The 19,021-nt window shown below is 66.8% G+C and carries 19 protein-coding genes; 11 read left to right on the plus strand and 8 right to left on the minus strand.

Features of this window, described 5'->3' with window-relative positions; genetic code table 11:
* The first annotated feature begins 14 nt into the window (after positions 1–14).
* Positions 15–917: a 4-hydroxybenzoate octaprenyltransferase gene (ubiA, locus tag ETX26_RS03365; RefSeq protein WP_129523261.1), complete on the plus strand. Its 903-nt coding sequence runs from the start codon at positions 15–17 to the stop codon at positions 915–917.
* A gap of 44 nt (positions 918–961) precedes the next feature.
* Here ubiA and ETX26_RS03370 read toward each other — a convergent pair whose 3' ends face one another.
* Complete coding sequence (locus ETX26_RS03370; RefSeq protein ID WP_129523262.1) at positions 962–1,333, minus strand: VOC family protein; 372 nt, start codon at positions 1,331–1,333, stop codon at positions 962–964.
* 114 nt (positions 1,334–1,447) lie between these two features.
* Between ETX26_RS03370 and soxR the strand changes: the two genes are divergently transcribed.
* Entirely contained in the window at positions 1,448–1,894 is a 447-nt protein-coding gene (gene soxR / locus ETX26_RS03375; RefSeq protein ID WP_129523263.1) for a redox-sensitive transcriptional activator SoxR, read from the plus strand.
* Positions 1,895–1,897: 3 nt separating this feature from the next.
* Here the strand turns inward: soxR and ETX26_RS03380 are convergent, their stop codons facing one another.
* Both ETX26_RS03380 and ETX26_RS03385 read right to left on the minus strand, forming a co-directional pair.
* Positions 1,898–2,425 carry a SixA phosphatase family protein gene (locus ETX26_RS03380; RefSeq protein WP_129523264.1) on the minus strand — a complete coding sequence of 176 codons (528 nt, stop codon included), beginning with the start codon at positions 2,423–2,425 and terminating at the stop codon, positions 1,898–1,900.
* Positions 2,422–5,145, minus strand: a complete 2,724-nt coding sequence (locus ETX26_RS03385; protein WP_129523265.1) for an ATP-dependent DNA helicase — start codon at positions 5,143–5,145, stop codon at positions 2,422–2,424. Before ETX26_RS03385 ends, ETX26_RS03380 begins: the two co-directional genes overlap by 4 nt.
* A gap of 199 nt (positions 5,146–5,344) precedes the next feature.
* Between ETX26_RS03385 and ETX26_RS03390 the strand changes: the two genes are divergently transcribed.
* Together ETX26_RS03390 and ETX26_RS03395 are read left to right on the plus strand one after the other, a co-directional pair.
* Positions 5,345–6,382: a hypothetical protein gene (locus ETX26_RS03390; protein WP_129523266.1), complete on the plus strand. Its 1,038-nt coding sequence runs from the start codon at positions 5,345–5,347 to the stop codon at positions 6,380–6,382.
* 103 nt (positions 6,383–6,485) lie between these two features.
* Entirely contained in the window at positions 6,486–8,120 is a 1,635-nt protein-coding gene (locus tag ETX26_RS03395; RefSeq protein ID WP_129523267.1) for a lysine--tRNA ligase, read from the plus strand.
* A gap of 142 nt (positions 8,121–8,262) precedes the next feature.
* Here the strand turns inward: ETX26_RS03395 and ETX26_RS03400 are convergent, their stop codons facing one another.
* Positions 8,263–8,931, minus strand: a complete 669-nt coding sequence (locus tag ETX26_RS03400; protein ID WP_129524126.1) for a prolyl hydroxylase family protein — start codon at positions 8,929–8,931, stop codon at positions 8,263–8,265.
* Positions 8,932–9,017: 86 nt separating this feature from the next.
* Here ETX26_RS03400 and ETX26_RS03405 point away from each other — a divergent pair, with 86 nt between their 5' ends.
* Positions 9,018–9,575 carry a cytochrome b gene (locus tag ETX26_RS03405; protein WP_129523268.1) on the plus strand — a complete coding sequence of 186 codons (558 nt, stop codon included), beginning with the start codon at positions 9,018–9,020 and terminating at the stop codon, positions 9,573–9,575.
* A gap of 91 nt (positions 9,576–9,666) precedes the next feature.
* On the opposite strand, the gene ETX26_RS03410 is transcribed toward ETX26_RS03405, so the two are convergent.
* The 4 genes from ETX26_RS03410 to ETX26_RS03425 form a co-directional block, all read right to left on the minus strand.
* Entirely contained in the window at positions 9,667–10,428 is a 762-nt protein-coding gene (locus tag ETX26_RS03410; RefSeq protein ID WP_225425483.1) for an RcnB family protein, read from the minus strand.
* A gap of 203 nt (positions 10,429–10,631) precedes the next feature.
* Complete coding sequence (locus tag ETX26_RS03415; RefSeq protein ID WP_225425484.1) at positions 10,632–11,363, minus strand: DUF2459 domain-containing protein; 732 nt, start codon at positions 11,361–11,363, stop codon at positions 10,632–10,634.
* Complete coding sequence (locus ETX26_RS03420; protein WP_129523270.1) at positions 11,360–12,271, minus strand: 50S ribosomal protein L11 methyltransferase; 912 nt, start codon at positions 12,269–12,271, stop codon at positions 11,360–11,362. Before ETX26_RS03420 ends, ETX26_RS03415 begins: the two co-directional genes overlap by 4 nt.
* 46 nt (positions 12,272–12,317) lie before the next feature.
* Positions 12,318–13,040: an SDR family NAD(P)-dependent oxidoreductase gene (locus ETX26_RS03425; protein WP_129523271.1), complete on the minus strand. Its 723-nt coding sequence runs from the start codon at positions 13,038–13,040 to the stop codon at positions 12,318–12,320.
* A 212-nt stretch (positions 13,041–13,252) separates the two neighbouring features.
* Here ETX26_RS03425 and sdhC point away from each other — a divergent pair, with 212 nt between their 5' ends.
* The 6 genes from sdhC to ETX26_RS03455 all read left to right on the plus strand — a co-directional run bounded on the left by sdhC (position 13,253) and on the right by ETX26_RS03455 (position 18,999).
* Positions 13,253–13,633, plus strand: coding sequence for a succinate dehydrogenase, cytochrome b556 subunit (gene sdhC, locus ETX26_RS03430; protein WP_129523272.1), 381 nt, complete (start codon positions 13,253–13,255; stop codon positions 13,631–13,633).
* A gap of 11 nt (positions 13,634–13,644) precedes the next feature.
* Positions 13,645–14,031: a succinate dehydrogenase, hydrophobic membrane anchor protein gene (gene sdhD, locus ETX26_RS03435; protein ID WP_129523273.1), complete on the plus strand. Its 387-nt coding sequence runs from the start codon at positions 13,645–13,647 to the stop codon at positions 14,029–14,031.
* Positions 14,031–15,893, plus strand: coding sequence for a succinate dehydrogenase flavoprotein subunit (gene sdhA / locus ETX26_RS03440; RefSeq protein WP_165271681.1), 1,863 nt, complete (start codon positions 14,031–14,033; stop codon positions 15,891–15,893). The genes sdhD and sdhA overlap by 1 nt, the downstream gene beginning before the upstream one ends.
* A 29-nt stretch (positions 15,894–15,922) precedes the next feature.
* On the plus strand, positions 15,923–16,765 hold the full coding sequence (locus tag ETX26_RS03445) for an amidohydrolase family protein (protein ID WP_129523274.1): 843 nt from the start codon (positions 15,923–15,925) through the stop codon (positions 16,763–16,765).
* An 18-nt stretch (positions 16,766–16,783) separates the two neighbouring features.
* A complete protein-coding gene (locus tag ETX26_RS03450; RefSeq protein ID WP_225425485.1) occupies positions 16,784–17,668 on the plus strand; it encodes a glycoside hydrolase in 885 nt (294 codons plus the stop codon).
* A 116-nt stretch (positions 17,669–17,784) separates the two neighbouring features.
* Entirely contained in the window at positions 17,785–18,999 is a 1,215-nt protein-coding gene (locus ETX26_RS03455) for a GGDEF domain-containing protein (RefSeq protein ID WP_129523275.1), read from the plus strand.
* Positions 19,000–19,021 lie beyond the last annotated feature (22 nt).

Below are 19,021 nucleotides of genomic sequence, written 5' to 3' on the forward strand. Positions count from 1 at the left end.
GTAGGACCGGCGCGATGACCGAGCAGATCGTACCCGACAGCGAACATCGCGGAATCGTCGCGCGCCTGCCGCAGGTGCCGCGCGATCTTGCGCAGCTCGCCCGGTTCGACCGGCCGATCGGCTGGTGGTTGCTGTTCTGGCCTTGCGTCTATGGCCTTTGGCTGGCGGGCGCGGGATGGCAGCTGGAATTGCTGCTTTGGCTTCTCCTCGGCAGCGTCGCGATGCGCGGGGCGGGGTGCGTCTACAACGATATCGTCGATGCCGATCTCGACCGCCAAGTGGCGCGAACGGCGGTGCGGCCGATCGCGAGCGGGCGTGTTTCGAAGACACTTGCGTGGAGCTGGCTCCTCGCACTGTGCCTCGTCGGCCTCGCCGTGCTGCTGCAGCTGCGATGGCAGGCGCAGCTCGTCGCGCTGGCGAGCCTCGCGCTGGTGGCCGCGTATCCCTTCATGAAGCGGATCACCTGGTGGCCGCAGGCGTGGCTCGGGCTCGTGTTCAGTTGGGGCGCGCCGGTTGCCTGGATCGCGCTGCGCTCCGACAATTGGGAGGTCCTGGCGGCGCTCTATGCCGGGTGCGCCCTGTGGGTGATCGGCTACGACACGATCTACGCCTTGCAGGATCGCGAGGACGACGCGCTCGTCGGCATCCGCTCCTCTGCGCTGCGGCTGGGGCGGCGTGTGAAGCCGGGGGTGGCGCTGTTCTACGTCGGCGCGGTGGCGCTCTGGGCGCTCGCGTTCTGGCTGCTGCGCGAGGATTGGCTGGCGCTGCTGGCGCTGGCCCCGGCGGCGGTCCACCTCAGCTGGCAGGTGGCGACGCTCGACCCGGCCGATGCGGCCAATCCGCTCGAGCGGTTCCGGGCGAACCGGTGGACCGGCGCGCTGGTGGCGGCCGCCTGCTTCGTCGTCGGCAACGCCTGATTGCCCCTCTCGCTCTGCCTCGGCGAACGAGAGGGGCTCATGACTTAGAGGTAGCTGACCACTTCGAATTCGATTCCGTCCCAATCGAAGAAGTAGAACCGGCGGCCGGGATCGTAGTCGTCGTGCCCGAACGGCTCCAGGCCGGCTTCGACCACGATCTTCTCCGCCGTGTCGAGATCGTCGACCAGCAGGCCGACATGGTTGAGCGGCGCGCCCTTGCGATAGCCGCCGGTAGCGTCCGGGTTGGTGTAGAGCGCGAGGTAAGTCACCTCGTTGCCGACGTGGATCGTCTCGCCGCCGTTCATCGCCGGGCCGCGCCAGCGCTCGTGCCAGTCGCATAGCTTCTCGAACAGCTCGGCGCTGCGCTGGGGGTCGGTGACGGTGAGATTGGCGTGTTCGAGTTGGCCCTTGGGCATATTGGCACTCCTTGTTGCTACACCCGCGCGTCATGCGCCGGCGAATCGGGTGCTCGCATTCATGCAACTTCAAGCTCACTTGAGGTCAAGACATTTCTCGATTATCCGGTGCATATGAAAGCAAGCGACCTCCTGCCGATCGGCATTCTCGCCCGCCGTACGGGGCTCTCGACCTCGGCGATCCGCTTCTACGAGGACAAGGGGCTGCTCAAGTCGCATCGCACTGGCGGCAACCAGCGGCGGTTCCTTCGTTCGGACATTCGTCGCCTCAGTTTCATCCTGATCGCGCAGAAGCTCGGGCTGACGCTGGAGGAGATCGCCGAGCATCTGGCACGGCTGCCGGAAGGTCGAACGCCGACGAGTTTCGACTGGTGGAAGATCAGCGAGGCGATCCGCGATCGTCTCGACCGCCGGATCGCGCAGCTTCAGGCGATGCGCGACAACCTCGACGGTTGCATCGGCTGCGGATGCCTGAGCCTCAAGCATTGCAGGCTCTACAATCCGGACGACAAGGCGGGCGAGCAAGGACCAGGGCCGCGCGTTCTGCGCGAGATGGCCTAGCTTTTACTCTTCCGGCCCCAGCGCCGGGTCGAGGTCGCGAGGGCGCTTGAAGTGCACCAACTGTCCGCAGCCCGGCACCAAGTCGGTCCAATCGTCGATATCGAGTTCGAACACCGCGAACGTGGCGGTCGGATATTTGGTCGCCGCCTCGTCGAACATGCCGTTCTCCGCCGATGGCGGGACAAGCGCGAAGAGCACTTCCTGCAGGCCCGGATTGTGCCCGGCGACGAGCACGGCATCCGCACCACCGGCGTTCTCGCGAACCACGTCCAGGATCGTCTCGGCGCTGGCGAGATATAGGCGCTCGTCCCATCGCGGCTCCGTCTCGGGCAATGCGGCGGCGAGCGTCTGGCGTACGCGTTCGGCGGAGCTGGCGAGCAGCAGATCCCACTCCACGCCATGTTCGGTGATGTGCCGGCCGATCAGCCGGGCGCCCCTGCGCCCGCGGGCGTTGAGGCCGCGATCGAAGTCGCGTTTGCCCACGTCGTCCCAATCCGACTTCGCGTGGCGCAGCAATCCCAATCTCTTCACGACGGCTGGCGGTCCTTCGATTCCCGTACGGTTTCGGCCCCTGAAACACCTGCGGCCACCCGTTGTAAAGCTTCGGCCAGCGTCAACCTGATGACAGGCGTGCCGACAGGGAAGGCGCCGAGAAGCCTGCTGGGGAAAGCGGAGGAGAGCACGACGAAATGGCCTGCGTCATCCTTCGAGCGGATCAGCCGCCCGAACGCCTGTGCCAGCCGCGCCCGGATAATGCGGTCGTCGTAGACGCTGCCGCCGCCCGCCGCGCGGCGCGCACGGTGGAGAATGTCGGGGCGGGGCCATGGGACCTGCTCCATGACCACGCAACGCAGCGAACGCCCGGGCACGTCCACCCCGTCGCGCAAGGCATCGGTGCCAAGCAGGCTTGCCGCGGGATCGTCGCGGAAGATGTCGACCAGCGTGCCGGTGTCGATCGGATCGACGTGCTGCGCATAGAGCGGCAGGCCTGCGCGTGCGAGGCGGTCGGCGATCCGTCCGTGGACCGCGCGCAGGCGCCGCACTGCGGTAAACAGACCGAGCACGCCCCCGTTCGCAGCCTCGATCAGGCGCGCGTAAGCACCGGCGAGCGCCGGCAGGTCACCGCGCTTTATGTCGGTGACGATCAGCACCTCCGCGCGGGCGGCATAGTCGAACGGGCTCTCCGCGTGCGCGAGCATGGGCTCGATCTCGATGTGCGGCGCGCCCGAGCGTGCGATCGCGTTCTGCCAGTCGTCACCATCGCGCAGGGTGGCGCTGGTGAGCATGACCCCGTGCGCCGGTTCGAGCACGACGCGCGCGAAAGGCTTCATCGGGTCGAGCCAACGGCGGTGAATGCCCACGTCGAACTCGCGCGCTTCGCTGCGGTCGACCGCCAGCCAATCCACGAACTCCGGGTCCGCCGGGCCGCCAAGCCGGTCCAGCAGGGCCTCCCATGCCTGGAGCAGGTCGACCCGCCAGGCGAGCGAATGGCGCGCGCCCTCGATCCGCGCGCGGCCTTGGCCGTCCAGCCAGTCCGGCGCGTCCTCGACGACCGCTTCCAGCCGCACGCCCAGCTTGACCAGCGGACGGCGGATAGCGGCGAGCGCGTCGCGCGCCGCCTGCGCCTGCTCCACGAGGCTACCCGGCAGGCCTGCTGCTTCAGTCTCTATGCCGTAGCCGGCTTCCTGCCCGCCGCTTTCGTCGCGCGCGTAAGTGCACGCTCGCACCGCCGCGAGGAGGGATTCGAGCGGGCCGTAGGGCTCTCCGTCGTTCAGGCGCTGGAGCCAGCCGTCGGACGGTAGTGCCTGCGCTGCTTCCAGCGCCGCCTCGATCGCCTCGCCGCCCGCATCGTCGTAGCTGGCCACGTCGGCGAGGCGGGCTGCAAGGCCCCTGCGGCGGCCGCGGTTCTTGCGTTCGGGCCCGACGATCCAGCGTCGGAGTTCGATCGCCTCCTGCCCTGTCAGCGCCGCCGCGAACGTGCTGTCGGCGGCGTCGAAGACGTGGTGCCCCTCGTCGAACACGATCCGCGTCGGCCGCTGGGCGTGGTCGCGTCCGCGCGCGGCGTTGATCATCACCAGCGCGTGGTTGGCGATGACGAGGTCGGCCTGGGCGGAGGCGCGCGCGGCGCGTTCGATGAAGCATTTGCGATAGTGCGGGCAGCCGGCATAGACGCATTCGCCGCGCTGGTCGGTCAACGCCGCGATTCCGCGCTTGCGGAACAGCGTGCCGAGCCAGCCCGGCAGGTCGCCGCCGATCATGTCCCCGTCGCGGCTATAGGCGGCCCAGCGCGCGACCAGATGCGCGAGGATCGCCGCGCGCCCGCCGAAGCCGCCCTGCAACGCATCCTCCAGATTGAGCAGGCAGAGGTAGTTCTCGCGCCCCTTGCGCACCACGACCGGCTGAGTGCCGTCCGCGCGCCGTTCAGGCCACGCGCGGCGACTTTCCCCACGGAGCTGGCGCTGGAGGTTCTTGGTATAGGTTGAAACCCAGACCGTGCCCCGCGCCGCCGAGGCCCAGAGCGAGGCAGGAGCCAGGTATCCGAGGGTTTTGCCGATGCCGGTCCCGGCCTGCGCCAGCAACAGGTGCGGCGCGGCGCGCTTCGCCCGCGGTGCAAAGACCTTGCCGACCTCGCGCGCGTAGAGACGTTGCCCTTCGCGGCGCTCCGATCCGGCGCCGGTGAGGTGCGCGAGTTGCGCCTCGATCTCCGGCTCCTCGATCAGCACCTGCCCGGGAGGGGGGCGGTCGGGCGCTTCCTCCCACTCCGGTAGGCGCGAGAACAGCCACTTTTCCGCCCGCTCCGGCCGCCCGACATGCGGCGCCAGCACCTGCGCCCAAGGCCAGCGCAGCCGCACGAGCGACTGGAGCGCCGACCACGCGCCCTCACGTTCCGTCCAGTCGGGGCTGGCGCAGGTCTCGAGCAGCGCACCGGCCGCCTGTTGGAGCAGCGCGGGCACGGCGTCATCGCTCGCCGGCTCTTCCAGCCCAAGCGCGTGAGCGAGCCCCTTGGGCGTCGGAACGCAGAAGCGAGCAGGGTGGATGAAGGCGAACAGCTCCAGCAGGTCGAGCCCCGAAAGATCGGGATAGCCCAGCCGGGTCGCGACCAGTGGCGCGTTGAGCAGCAGCACCGGCGTATCCGCCGCGGCCATGATCGCTTCGCCTTTGGAGCAGCCGCGCGTCGCGCCGTTGGCATCACGCAGCCATGTTCCGGCATGGCTGGCATGGAGCGCGGGGAGAGGCACCGGTTCGGACATCGGCGGACGATGCGCGAGAGAGAACGGAAAGTAAACATGAGCGACGAATTCGCAAAACAACGGCAACGCCTGAACGCATGAAGGCCGCGTCCCGTCGCGAAATCAAGCCGGGGAATGCCACGAAATCAACAGCTCATGGCTTCCTGAACGGCAGATAAACAGGAACGTGGCAGAAATGTGCCGCGTTTTTCCGGTTACTATGCTCAAAACCAGACACCACCTCCGCAGCGCCCCCATCGCGATCGCCGCGATGCTCGCGCTAGGCAGCACTTCGGCTTCTGCCCAATCGACGCCGGCCACCCCGACGGCGAGTGCGCCGTCTGAGCCGATCGTCCTCCAGTTGCCGGTCGCGCCAACGACTACTGCGCCCGCCACCGCCAGTCCGAGCACCACCGTCGCCACGCCTCCCGCGACGCAACCGCTGGGCGTCGTACTCGATCTGCCGCCGGCGCCCGCTGCCGACGAGACCGAGCCCGAAGCCGCGGCAAGTGCGCCGCGGACGAGGGCGGCAGGATCGCTCGCCGAACCCGAACCCGCTTCGGAACGCCTGGCGCCCCCGGCGGCCGCACGCGATCCCGCACCGGCCGCAGCGCTAATCTCGGCTGAAGCCGACGCTCGTGCGACGGAGGTTTCACTCCCGGCCGAGGCGGCAGCTGCATCGGCGCCACCGGCGGCCGGTATCCCTGAACCTGCGGCGATCGAACCGGTGCCCGATGCAGAACCTGACTGGATCGCCCTGATCGCTCTGGCTCTCGTCGGGCTGATCCCGCTCACCCTGGCGTTCCTCGCCTTCGCCTGGTTCCGCCGCCGGTCGCGCCGGGCGGGCAAACTCGAAATGGCTGCGGCGGAACGCCAGGCCGAGCCGGGTGCAACGGCGCCGATCGAGAACGAACCGGTTCCGGTCGCCGCCGGCCGCGGGTCTGAGCCGGAGCGCGCTCGGGAAGCCCGCGGTCTGCTCGATTCCTATCGCAGCCACCCCGCGACCGGCGCGGCAGTGGTGCTGCCGCCGGAGCTTCCGGAAACCTTCGAGGAGCGCGATGCGCTGCTCAAACAGATGATCGCGGCCAAGCCTGATCGTGCCAACCCGTTCCGCTCGACGAGGGCGCGGGCCCGGCGTGCGCGACTGATCCTCCAGTCGCTCGGGCGCAAGTTCGAGAACGTCCGCCCGCGGATCGACCTGAGCGAGTACACCGCGAACTGGCCGGCTTTGGCGCGGCGCCCAGTGCGCCACGCCTGACCCGCGAGGGTCGCAGGGAAGGGGCGCTCCGCAAGGGGCGTCCCTTTTCGTGTGGCGTGCCTTCGCACTTGCAACATCGGCTGCCTTGCGCGAGAGGCGGGCCATGACCGAGCAGACCCTGATCGAAGCCGCCCGCGTGTCCAAGGCCTGGCCGTTCCAGGAGGCGCAGCGTCTGCTCAAGCGTTATCCCGACGGAAAGCCCGGCGGCGCTCCGGTGCTGTTCGAAACCGGCTACGGCCCTTCGGGTCTGCCGCATATCGGCACTTTTCAGGAAGTCCTGCGCACCACGCTCGTGCGCCGCGCCTATGAAGCGTTGATCGGGGCGAAGCCGGAGGACGGCAAGACGCGTCTCGTCGCGTTCTCGGACGACATGGATGGGCTGCGCAAGGTGCCCGACAACGTACCCAACCGCGACATGCTCGCCGGGCACCTCGGCAAGCCGCTGACGCGCATCCCCGATCCGTTCAACGCGGGCTTCGACAGCTTTGCCCACCACAACAACGCCAAGCTGCGCGAATTCCTCGACCGCTTTGGGTTCGAGTACGAATTCATGTCGTCGAGCGAGCACTACAATTCGGGCGAGTTCGACGATGCGCTGCGACAGGTGCTGCGCAGCAATCAGGCGATCCTGGAGATCATGCTGCCCACACTGCGCGAGGAGCGGCGCAAGACTTACTCACCGGTGCTGCCGATCAGCCCGACCACGGGCGTCGTGCTGCAGGTGCCGGTCGAGGTCGTCGATGCGGAAGAAGGCATCGTCCGCTTTACGGACGAGGACGGGACCGTGGTCGAGCAATCGGCGCTCGGCGGCATGGCCAAGCTGCAGTGGAAGGTCGACTGGGCGATGCGCTGGTACGCGCTCGGCGTCGATTACGAGATGTGCGGCAAGGACCTGACCGACAGCGTCACCCAGTCGGGCAAGATCGTCCAGGTGCTTGGCGGCCGCAAGCCGGAAGGGCTGATCTACGAGCTGTTCCTCGATGCCAACGGCGAGAAGATATCCAAGTCGAAGGGCAACGGGCTGACCATCGAGGAATGGCTCACCTACGGCAGCGAGGAGAGCTTGGGGTTCTATATCTTCCCCAATCCCAAGAGCGCCAAGCAGCTCCACGTCGGCGTGATCCCGCGCGCCGTGGACGATTACTGGCAGTTCCGCGCGCGCCTGCCGGAGCAGGAGCTCGACAAGCAGCTCGGCAACCCGGCGTGGCACCTGCTGCGCGCGAACGGCGGGTTCGAAGGTTCGGAGGCTCCCGGCGCCGGCGACACATTACCCGTGACCTATGGGTTGCTGCTCAACCTCGTCGGCGTGCTTGGCGCTGGTGCAACGCGCGAGCAGGTCTGGTCGTACCTCGGCAACTACATCGCCGATCCCGATCCTGCGAAGCACCCCGAGCTCGATGTGCTGGTCGGCACGGCGCTTGCCTACAACCGCGACTTCGTTGCCCCGACGCTGGAGCACCGCGCGCCGACCGCAAATGAGGCGGCGGCATTGCGCAAGCTCGACGACGCGCTGGCGGACGTCGCAGCGGAGAGCTCGGCGGAGGACCTGCAGACCATCGTCTACGAGATTGGCAAGGACGAGCAGTTCGGCTTCGAATCGCTGCGCGAATGGTTCCGGGCGCTTTATGAAACGCTGCTCGGTTCGAGCCAGGGCCCGCGCATGGGCAGCTTCATCGCGCTCTACGGGATCGAGAACACGCGCAAGCTCATCGCCGAGGCGCTGGAACGAGCGCAATAAGAGTACCGCAAGCGTGCTCCTGCGAAGGCAGGGGCCTCAGGCCGCTGGCGGAGCGCCGGTGGTACGAGGTCCCAGCCTTCGCTGGGACTCAAACCTAGAGATCCTCGCCTTGACGGGGCTCGTGCCGTATTTCGCGTTTGGCTCACCCCCACTTGCGGGTGCGGTACCACTTCGTGATGACGTACTTCACGCCGCTTTCAACCGGTGTACCCGCGTGCATGGTGCCCTCGTTCGGCGTGCCGTCGGGCAGGGCGTTGTTCCACGTCAGCAGCACGCCGGGCTTCGGCGGGATCTTGATCTCGACTTCGGTGAAGTGCGTCTCGCCGCCGGCTTCAACCTGGTTGAGGAAGATCATCGCCGTCCAGCTCCGCTGGCCGCCGCGCTTGCGCTCCATCTTCCAGTAGTCTTCGGTGGTGTAGAACCAGTCGTTGTGCGGCTTGAACTCCTGGCCGGGCATGTAGCGCTGGCCCTGGATCGCCTCGCCCGTCTCGGGCTTCATGCCGAGCAGGTCGTCGATCCTTCGCGAGACGCCCGCCACGAACGGGTCGCGCGGGTCGAGATTGCCGGAATAGGAGGTGCGGAACCCCGTCGAATAGTCGGCGTCGTAGAGGGTGCTCGGCTGCGCGACGGCGTCGATCATCAGGATGAGCCGCTGGCATTCGGCTGGGCTCAGGAACTCCCCGACGGCGAAAATCTCCGCCTTGTCGGTCGGGACCTTGTAGGCTTGAGGATCGTCCTCGAGCCGTTTGCGGACGGAGGCACCGACGCGCTTGAGCGCGTCCTTGTCGGGGATAGTCGCGGTCTTCGCCATATCGCGCTTCCCTACCAGCGCTTCGGTATGCTTCAAGAGGCCTGGAGGCCGATGGGCAGCTCCATCGGATCAAAGGGAGATGGATCATGAACGAAGCTTCGGGACATCGCTATCCGGGTGTGGCCATGTTGTTGCACTGGCTGCTGGCCATCGGCGTTTTCGCGCAATGGCGCATCGCGGTCGCGGCGGAGAACGCCCCCAACGATGAAGCGGGCAGCGAGATCATGGCCAACCACTTCTCGCTCGGCGCCACTCTGCTGGTACTCGTCCTGATACGTGTCGTATGGCGCTTCGTTCAGCCGAACCCGCCGCTCGCAGCGCATATTTCGACCTGGGAGCGGTGGCTGGCGAAGATCACCCACACGCTGTTCTACGTCCTCCTGATCGTCATGCCGCTGGCCGGCTGGCTCGCCATGTCGAAATACGGAAACGGGGTGGACGTGTTCGGCATCCTCACGCTGCCCGCCATGCCGGTCGAAGCCGATCCCGAAGGTGCGCGCGAGATATTCCACATTCACGCGGCCGCGGGGATCACGCTGCTGGTGATCACCGCGATCCACATCCTCGGCACGCTCAAGCACACGCTGATCGATCGCGACGGCAACCTGTTCCGTATGCTGCCGTTCGGAACGCCGAAGGCCTGATGGCACATGCGAGAACCCCCGCCGGTTCGCACCGGCGGGGGCTTGCAAAGGGCTGCCGGGCTGAGAGACCCCGGCAGCGGGGGAAAGCGGCTTACCAGAAGAAGTCGTAGATCACGTCGACCACTTCGCCGGAATAGGTGTTCACCAGCAGCACGTCGTCATAGTAACGGACCCAGCGGTAGGGGCCGTATGCCGGCGGCAGGCGGTACTGCCACGGATCGTTGATCCAGTAGCGGTTGCTGTAGAACAGATTGCCGAGCCGGAACCCGATATTCACCCGGTTGTAGCGGTAATTGCGATAGGGCGAGTAGTAGCGACCGATGCGGTAGACGTGCCGGTTCGACGCGCGATAGCGATGCCAATCGTAACGATTGTTATCGCGCCAGCGGCGGTTCCACTCTCTGTGATCCCGCCGGTCGTCCCATCGGTCGCGGCGGTTATCGCGGCGATCTTCCCATCGGTCGCGGCGATTGTCCCGGCGATCATCCCAGCGGTCGCGCCGGTTGTCGCGCCGGTCGTCCCACCGGTCGCGGCGATTCTGATTGCGCTCCCGCCAGTTGTCCCGGCGGTCGTCGCGCCGATCGCTCCTTACAGGCCGGGCGCCGCTCTGTTCTACCGCACGGCGCATCGCATCCCAGCGAATTCGCTCGTTCTGTTGCCTGGCGCGCGGGGCGTCGTTGCCTCGCCTCGCGCTACGACGCTGATCGTTGCCGCGCTGTCTTGCCTGACGTGCTTCTCGACGCTGGCCGCGATCGCTCCGTGCCTGCGGGCGATCGCCCCGATCGCGCTGAGCGCGCTGTTCCGTTTCGGCAGAGGCGGCGAAGGCTTCGGCGGGCAGGGCGGTCAGCGCCATCGCACCTGCCACGGCCGCCATTGCGCTTCCCTTCAGAAATTGTCCAAGTGTCATCGTGGGTCTCCGTTCGTCGAGAACACCGCGCCCACCGCATGCGGCTCCTCTGATAAGATGGGGCCCTTTTAGGGCGGATCGAATGACCCGAAACTGAACCGGTGTGCAGGGTCAGTGTTCATGTTTGGCGTGATTTAGCTTAACAAGGATCAGGGCGCGGGCGCTGGCACCCACTTCATCACACCGCCGGGAAACGGCGTCCACAACCCCGTCTCGATCCCTGCTGCTGCCAAGGCGTCGCTGGTCCACTGGTTGCAGGTGTTGCCGAGGTGATAAGTGCCCGGCGCGTCGTAGAACACGTCCCAGTCCTCATAGCCGGCATATACGCGGCGGCGGTCGGACGGAAGGATCTGCGCTTCGATCCGGCGGACGAGGCGCGCGTATTCTTCCGGGCGAATGCGCAGCACACGTGCGGTGTCGCTTGGCGCGGGGCGGACGTAGTGCGCAACGTGGAGCAGTCCGTCGCCGCCGACCGCCGCGTTGATGGCAGTCGGCAACGAGAGGTCGGCCCAGGTCGGAGTGTTGAGGAATACCTCGCGCTCGCCCCAGCTCACGGAAAGGTGCGTGTAGGGTCGGTCCGATGTGGGCAAATCTGAGGAGGGGAAGTCCGCGCGCCAGTCCTTCTGCGCGTTGACGAGCGGCATGACGATCGCGGTATGAATGCCATTGGTCTCGATCATGATTTCGACGCCGTGTGCGGGTTCGGTCCAGCCGCTGTTGCGCGGAATCGAGGATCCGAGCCAGGCGAATGCCATGAAGAGTCCCGCGACGAGCGCGAGCCAGGCAAGGACTTTGCCGGTGATCCGCCATACTTTCGCTGCCGCGAGCGCCCGCAGCGTGTCACGCGGCTCCGCCCACCCTCGCGGCCAGGGGGAGGTCACCGCCTTTTCCGGCGCCGCAGCCAAAGGATCGACCAGTCGCCGTTCACGAGCCGGGAGGCGAGGCGGAAGCCGGAACGGCTATATACACTGCGCACGCGGGGTTCCTGCCTTTCAAGCAGCCCAGCGAGGAGCAGGTGCCCGCCCGGTGCCACTGCGCGCGCGAAATCGGGCGCAAGCTCGACCAGCGGCCCCGCGAGGATGTTCGCGATCAGCAAGTCGTAGGGCGCGCGCGCCTGGAGCAGCGGGTGGTTCATTCCTCCAGCGACGACCATTGCCAGTTCGCCCGCCCGTCCGCCTAGGGCGAAGCCGTTCGCCGCCGCATTGCCCTCGACCACGCCAGCGCAGGCCGGATCGATGTCGCTCGCGGTCGCCAGTGCGCGCGGCCAGAGGGCGAGAGCGGCGAAGGCGAGCAGGCCCGTACCCGTGCCGACATCGGCAAGATTGCGTATGATGGCGCCACTGCGTTTCATGGCGTCGAGCATGGCGAGGCAGCCGGCCGTCGTCGCATGCTGCCCCGTGCCGAACGCTTGGCTGGCGGGGATCGCCAGGTTGATCAGGCCGGAAGCCGCGCTCGGCGGATGATCGGGAGTATGGACGTGGAAGCGGCCCGCGCGGATCGGCTCCAGGTCCTGCTGGCTTTCGGTCACCCAGTCGGTGTCCGGCAGCCTCTCTGCGTGCAGGTCCGGTGGGACACCGGCGAACAGCGCGGTCACCATCGCGCGGTCCGCGCTGTTCGGCTCGCGCGGAAAGTATGCGTCGAGCCGCCACTCGTCGGGGCGATCGTCGGCCAGCTCGAACCCGGTCAGCACGACCTCCGGATCCCAGTCTGCCGCATCCTCCTGCGCCACCAGCGCCGCCTGGATCGATGGTTTGTCGGCGAACGCCGTGAGTTTCCAGGTGCCGGACATGGGCACTCACTAGCCCGATCGCGGCCAACGCGAAAGCGGCGGCGAGCTACCGCACGTAGCTCGCCCCGTTGGCGTCCACCGTTGCGCCGGTCATGCTGCCGGGTGCGTCGAGCGCACAGAACACGGCGATGGCGGCGATCTCCTCCGGCTCCGCGACGCGGCCCAAGGGGATATCGGCCAGCAGGCCGGGGCCGCCGCGGCTCGCGAGATAATCCCCGGCCATCGCGGTATCGGTGAACCCCGGCGCGATCGCGAAGCTCAGAATGCCGTTCCCAGCATAGGCTCTGGCGATCGTCTTGTGGAGCGCTAGCATGCCGCCCTTGGCTGCCGCGTAGTGCCAGTGGGCCGGTGAATCCCCGCGGTGGCCCGCGCGGCTGGCGATGTGGACGATGCGGCCGGGCACGCCCCGCTCCAGCCAGTGCCGCACCGCAAACCGCGCAAGCTGCGCCGCCGAGGTGAGATTGATCCGCAGGGTATCCTCCCACGCGTCAAGCCATTCGATGTCGGAGCGATCGATGGGATTCGGCTCGAACAGACCTGCGTTGTTAATCAGCACGTCGATCTCACCGCCGGCGCGCGCCACTGCCTCTTCCCACAGCGTTTGCGGGGCCTGCGGTTCGGAGAGGTCCGCGCCGATGGTCTGCACGTCGTACGGTGCGCTGGCGTGGCGGATCACGCGGACGCCATCGGTCACCGGGCGTGCCTCGATCTGTTTGCGGATCGCTGCGCCGATGCCGCGACTGGAGCCGGTGATGAGAACATTTGGCATGTCTTGCGCCTAACGCAGCTTTTCTTCTCCGTCATCCCGCACATGTGGCGGGCTCAACTTCCCGTGCATGAAGCGCGCCGAGGCGTGGTTCTCGGCCCCAACCCGGGTGATATCCGCGGGGGGATCGTCGCACAGCGTCTGGACGCGCCTTGTCTCGCCAGTCGATTGCGCTAAGGGGAGGGCGCAATTTCAAGGGCAACCGGACGATCGCCATGGCCGAAAGACCACTCTCCCCGCACCTCAGTATCTGGAAATGGGGCCCGCACATGCTGGTCTCGATCCTGCACCGCGTCACCGGCGACGGAATGGCGATCGTGGGGCTGGGCGTGCTGCTGTGGTGGCTCGGCGCGCTGGCGAGCGGGCCCGAGGCTTATGCGACCTTCACGGAGATTGCGACCTCCTGGTACGGCTACGTCGTCCTGGTCGGCCTCTCCTGGGCGTTCTTCAATCACATGACGTCAGGCCTGCGCCATTTCGTGCTCGACATCGGCGCGGGATACGAGCTCGGCCTCAACAAGGCCTGGTCGGTCGCTTCCCCGATCATCGGCATTGCCCTGACGGCGGCGTTCTGGGCCGCATTGCTGCTTCTCTGAGGATTTGAACCATGGGTAACGGAACCTCGATCGGCCGCGTGCGCGGGCTTGGCTCGGCGCACGAGGGCGTGCATCACTGGCTGCTCCAGCGCTTCACTGCGATTGGCAACCTGATCCTCGTGCTGTGGCTGGTCGGCTCGATCCTGCTGCTGCCCGATCTCTCCTACGCCACCGTCACCGGCTATCTATCGCACCCGCTCGCGGCGACCGCCATGGCGCTGCTGACCGTCAACCCCTTCTGGCACGCGCGCCTGGGCCTGCAGGTGATGATCGAGGACTACGTCCACACCCCCGGCAACAAGTTCGCGGCGATCGCGCTGCTCAACGTCGCGACCATCGGCGGGGCGGCCTTCGGCCTGTTCTGCGTCGCCCGCATCGTATTCGGAGGAGCCGCCTGATGGGCAACCCGGCACCCAAGACCGCCACCAACAACCAGGCGAACCAGAAGGCCGGGCAGCAGCCCGCCTATCCGATCGTCGATCATACCTACGACGTGGTCGTGGTCGGCGCCGGCGGCTCCGGGCTGCGCGCGACGATGGGCGCGGCCGAGGCCGGTCTGAAGACGGCCTGCATCACCAAGGTCTTCCCGACCCGCTCGCACACCGTCGCGGCGCAGGGCGGCATCGCGGCGAGCCTCGGCAACAACACGCCCGATCACTGGTCGTGGCACATGTACGATACCGTCAAGGGCTCCGACTGGCTCGGCGACCAGGACGCGATCGAATACATGGTGCGCGAGGCGCCGCAGGCGGTTTACGAGCTGGAGCACGCAGGCGTGCCGTTCAGCCGCAACGAGAACGGCACGATCTACCAGCGCCCGTTCGGCGGCCACATGCAGAACATGGGCGAAGGTCCGCCGGTGCAGCGCACTTGCGCCGCGGCGGACCGGACGGGGCACGCGATGCTCCACGCGCTCTACCAGCAGAGCCTGAAGTACGACGCCGACTTCTTCATCGAGTATTTCGCGCTCGACCTGATCATGGAGAACGGCGCGTGCCGCGGCGTCATGGCCATGTGCCTCGACGACGGGACGATCCACCGCTTCCGCGCCAAGGCAGTGGTCCTCGCCACCGGCGGCTACGGCCGCTGTTACTACACCGCGACCAGCGCCCACACCTGTACCGGCGACGGCGGCGGCATGGTGCTGCGCGCGGGCCTGCCGCTGCAGGACATGGAGTTCGTGCAGTTCCACCCGACCGGCATCTACGGCGCCGGCGTGCTCATCACCGAGGGCGCGCGGGGCGAGGGCGGCTATCTCACCAACAGCGAAGGCGAGCGCTTCATGGAGCGCTATGCCCCGAGCGCGAAGGACCTCGCGAGCCGCGACGTCGTCAGCCGCTCGATGGCGCTGGAGATGCGCGAGGGCCGCGGCGTCGGGCCGGAGAAGGATCACATCTACCTCCACCTCGATCATATCGATCCCAAGGTGCTCGCCGAGCGCCTGCCGGGCATTACCGAGAGCGGCAAGATCTTCGCCGGCGTGGACCTGACGCGCCAGCCGCTCCCCGTCACGCCCACGGTCCACTACAACATGGGCGGCATTCCCTGTAACTATCACGGCGAGGTCGTGACGATCGGGCCTGACGGCGACCCCGAAACCGTCGTCCCCGGCCTGTTCGCGGTGGGCGAGGCAGCCTGCGTCTCGGTCCACGGCGCGAACCGCCTCGGCTCCAACTCGCTGATCGACCTCGTGGTGTTCGGCCGCGCGACTGGCCATCGCCTCAAGGAAATCATCAAGCCGGGCACGAGCCATGAGGAACTGCCGCAGGACAGCGCCGACCTCGCGCTGACCCGCCTCGACCATTTCCGTCACGCCAGCGGCGGTTCGCCGACGGCGGAAGTCCGTGCGGAGATGCAGAAGAACATGCAGAAGCACGCGGCGGTGTTCCGCGACAGCAAGCTGCTGTCCGAGGGCGTCGAGCTGCTTCGCAACGTCAACAAGCGGATGGAGGACATCCACGTCACCGACCGCTCGCTGATCTGGAACTCGGACCTGATCGAGACGCTCGAGCTCGACAACCTGATGGCGCAGGCGAACGTCACCATCGCCTCGGCAGAGAACCGCAAGGAAAGCCGCGGCGCCCATGCGCACGAGGACTTCCCCGAGCGCGACGATGCCAACTGGATGAAGCACACCGTCGCCTGGTTCGAAGGCTGGGGCGGAAACGGCGGCGCGGTGAAGATCGACTACCGCCCGGTGCACGAATACACGCTCACCGATGATGTGGAGTACATCAAGCCGAAGAAGCGGGTGTACTGAGCCGGCGGCGGGAACGGGAGAAGAACCCGATGAAGCCCTTTCTGCTTGCGGCCGGTTTGCTGCTTTCGACAGCGCCGGCCGCGGCGCAGGACAAGATCTTCGACATGCATGTTCACCTCCACGCGGGTGCCGATTCGCTACGCGCCTACGAAGCGCAGAACGACGCGGAAGATATCGAGGTGGATCGTCTGGGCGCGATGTGGTTCGGCGGACCGAACCAGGCGCTCGCGGGCGAGATCGAGGCGACTCGTACCGCCAATGACGCCTTGCTCGCGCTGGCTGCCGCCAATCCCGAGCTTCTGCCGATTGCGACCGTTCATCCGTACGATGGTGCGGCGGCGCTGGCTGAACTCGATCGCGTCGCCGAGCGCGGCGTCAGGATTCTCAAAATCCACCCGCATACCCAGCGCTTCGAGGTGACCGATCCCAGGGTTGCCACCCTCGTCACGCGGGCTGGTGATCTGGGCGTCACGGTGTTGATCGACAATGCCGGGATCGTGCCGAACGACGCCGTGAACCTGTTCAACCTCGCACTGGCATGCCCCGGAACGACATTCGTCTTCGCGCACATGGGCGGGCTGGATTTTCGCTTCTGGAACATTCTCGCGCTCGCCCGCACTGCGGACGGGCTGTTCGCCGACAATGTCTATTTCGACGTTTCGGCCACGCTTGTTCTTGCGTCTGGATCGCCGATCGAGGACGAATTCGTATGGACGATGCGGAACGTAGGGGTCGACCATCTGCTGCTGGGCTCGGACTTTCCACAGCTGTCGTTGTCACGAACGCTGGATGCGCTCGATCAGCTACCCTTGACGGAAGAGGAGAAGGCGAAGGTCCGATACGGCAACGCACAGCGTCTGTTCGGGCTCTGAGCCGCCTGCGGTGATAGGATGGGCCTGGGAAGAAGCCTTCCGGCGCTGACCGCGGCCTTGTTTGCAGTCGCCACGGCCGGCTCCTGTGCCGCCACCCTGCCGCCTCCACCGGACCCGCTTGGGATCGACCCCTTCTACACCAAGTATGCCAGCGCCCAGGGCATTCCGATAGTCGCATCCCCGCGGGTAGCGGACGGGGCCCTGCTCGGCGCTCGTGCGATGATCGAGGACATGCTGGCGTATCGTCCCGATCTTGCCGGGGTTCTCGCGCGCACGGGCTATCGCGTCGCGATCCTCGCTGAAGAGGAGGCGATAACCGACCTGCCGGAAAACGCGCACTGGACGAAGCCTGCGCCTGACGATCCGCGGCTGACCCGGTGCGAACGCAAGCACTACGAGGAGCGCATCGGAAGCCTGACCGACCGCGAGTATTGGAACGCCCGCGCCCGAGGCATCGGCGGCGTACACACCGTCGGAGCGGAGGAGGACGTCCTCGGCAAACGCTCGAGCCGCTACTATGGCGAAACGATCCTGGTCCACGAGTTTGCGCACAATGTGCTCGATGCGATCCGCATCGCTGATCCGCAGCTCTACGCCGAAGTCGAAACCGCCTATTCCGAAGCACTCGAGACGGGGCTTTGGCTGGACGAGTACGCAAGCACGACGGTGCAGGAATATTGGGCGGAAGGAACCCAATTCTGGTTCAATTCGAACCGGTTGGCGGTATTCGATGGCCGGCGCATCCTGAACCATGCGGATCTGGAGGCCTACGATCCACGCCTCGCCGCTGTGCTGCGCCAGGCTTACGGCGAACGGCATCGGCTGGCCGCCGATCCATTCCATCGCCATCCTGCCCGCGCGCCGCCAGGACCGATTCCGGAGAATACGGCCGAAGTGTGCTGAGCGGCCCCCGTCCGATACGCAAACGGCCCTTGCGAGCTTTCGACATTTCTTAAGGTTGTACCTGCAGGGCCCCCGCGACCGTAGCAAGGGGGCGCTCGCGAGCGACATCGATAGACTTGGACGTATTCACGCTCTTCGGCGCCAACGCGATCATCCTGCTGGTGATGGCACTCGGGTTTGCCGCTGCCTGGGCCAAGCGGCGCCGCGAGCGCTACTGGCCCGTGTGGATCGCGGCCAACCTCGTGCTGGCGACCGCGCTCGCGCTGTTCATGACATTACCCACAGCGGTGCCCACGCTCGCAGCGATTCCGAATGTGCTCCTGGTCGTCGGCTTTGCTCTGCGCTGGCGGGCCGCGCGTCTTTTTAGTGGCAGCCCAACGACGGCATGGGCCCTCTGGGTGCCGGCCTGCGCCGTCGGATGGCTGTTTGCCTTGCCTGCCGTGTTCCACGAAGGATTGGTCTTCGCTGCCGTCAACGTCGTCTTGGCGCTTCAGGCCGGTGCGGTTGCCTGGCATTTCTGGCAGGAGCGCAAACCCGCGTCGGTTTCAAGTCACGGTCTGGTAATCGCCTACGGGGTCATGGCTCTGTCCTTTGCCGCCCGCGTGGTCGAAGGACTTGCTTTTCTGGACGGGTTCACGAGTTATCTGCCTCTGGACGGAACGCTGCCGGTTCATCTGATAGTGGCAGTGGTCCACACATCCGCGAGTGGCGCTTTCGCGCTCTCGATCGCCTACGAACGATCTGCGGTGCGGCTACGCGACGAGCGCGACGACGCGCAGCAGAGGGCTCGGAGTCTTGGCTGGCTGGCGGAGCGTGACGCGCTGACCGGCCTGATGAACCGCCGCGCGATCGAGCCGCGCTTCGAGGAGTTGCACGCGGCAGGTTTCTGCGCGCTCGCCGTGCTCGATCTCGACCATTTCAAGCGGATCAACGATGTTTACGGTCATACGCGCGGTGACGAGGCGCTATGCGCCGCTGCCGCAGCGCTGAACCCGGACGAGGACTGCCTCGCGGTGCGAATGGGCGGCGAGGAGTTCGTGCTGCTGCTCCGCGGGGCAAAGTCCCGCGAACGGGCGGAAGCGCGCCGACAGGCGATCCCCCGCCGAATCGCGGAAGAGGTTCCCGATCTGCGTGGTTCCGTCACCGCGAGCATGGGCCTGCTGGAAATCCCGCAGCGGGGCATGGCCGGAGCCGGGTTCCGAGAACTCTATGCCGCCGCCGACAGGCTGCTCTACAAGGCCAAGAGTGGGGGCCGCGATCGGCTCGTCAGCGAAACGGTAAGCTTGTGTCGCTCCGCGCCGGCCGCGCCGGAGCAGCGTGAGGCAGCTTAGGGTCCGTACTCAATTGGAGCAA

Source organism: Pelagerythrobacter rhizovicinus (assembly GCF_004135625.1).
Lineage (GTDB): Bacteria > Pseudomonadota > Alphaproteobacteria > Sphingomonadales > Sphingomonadaceae > Pelagerythrobacter > Pelagerythrobacter rhizovicinus.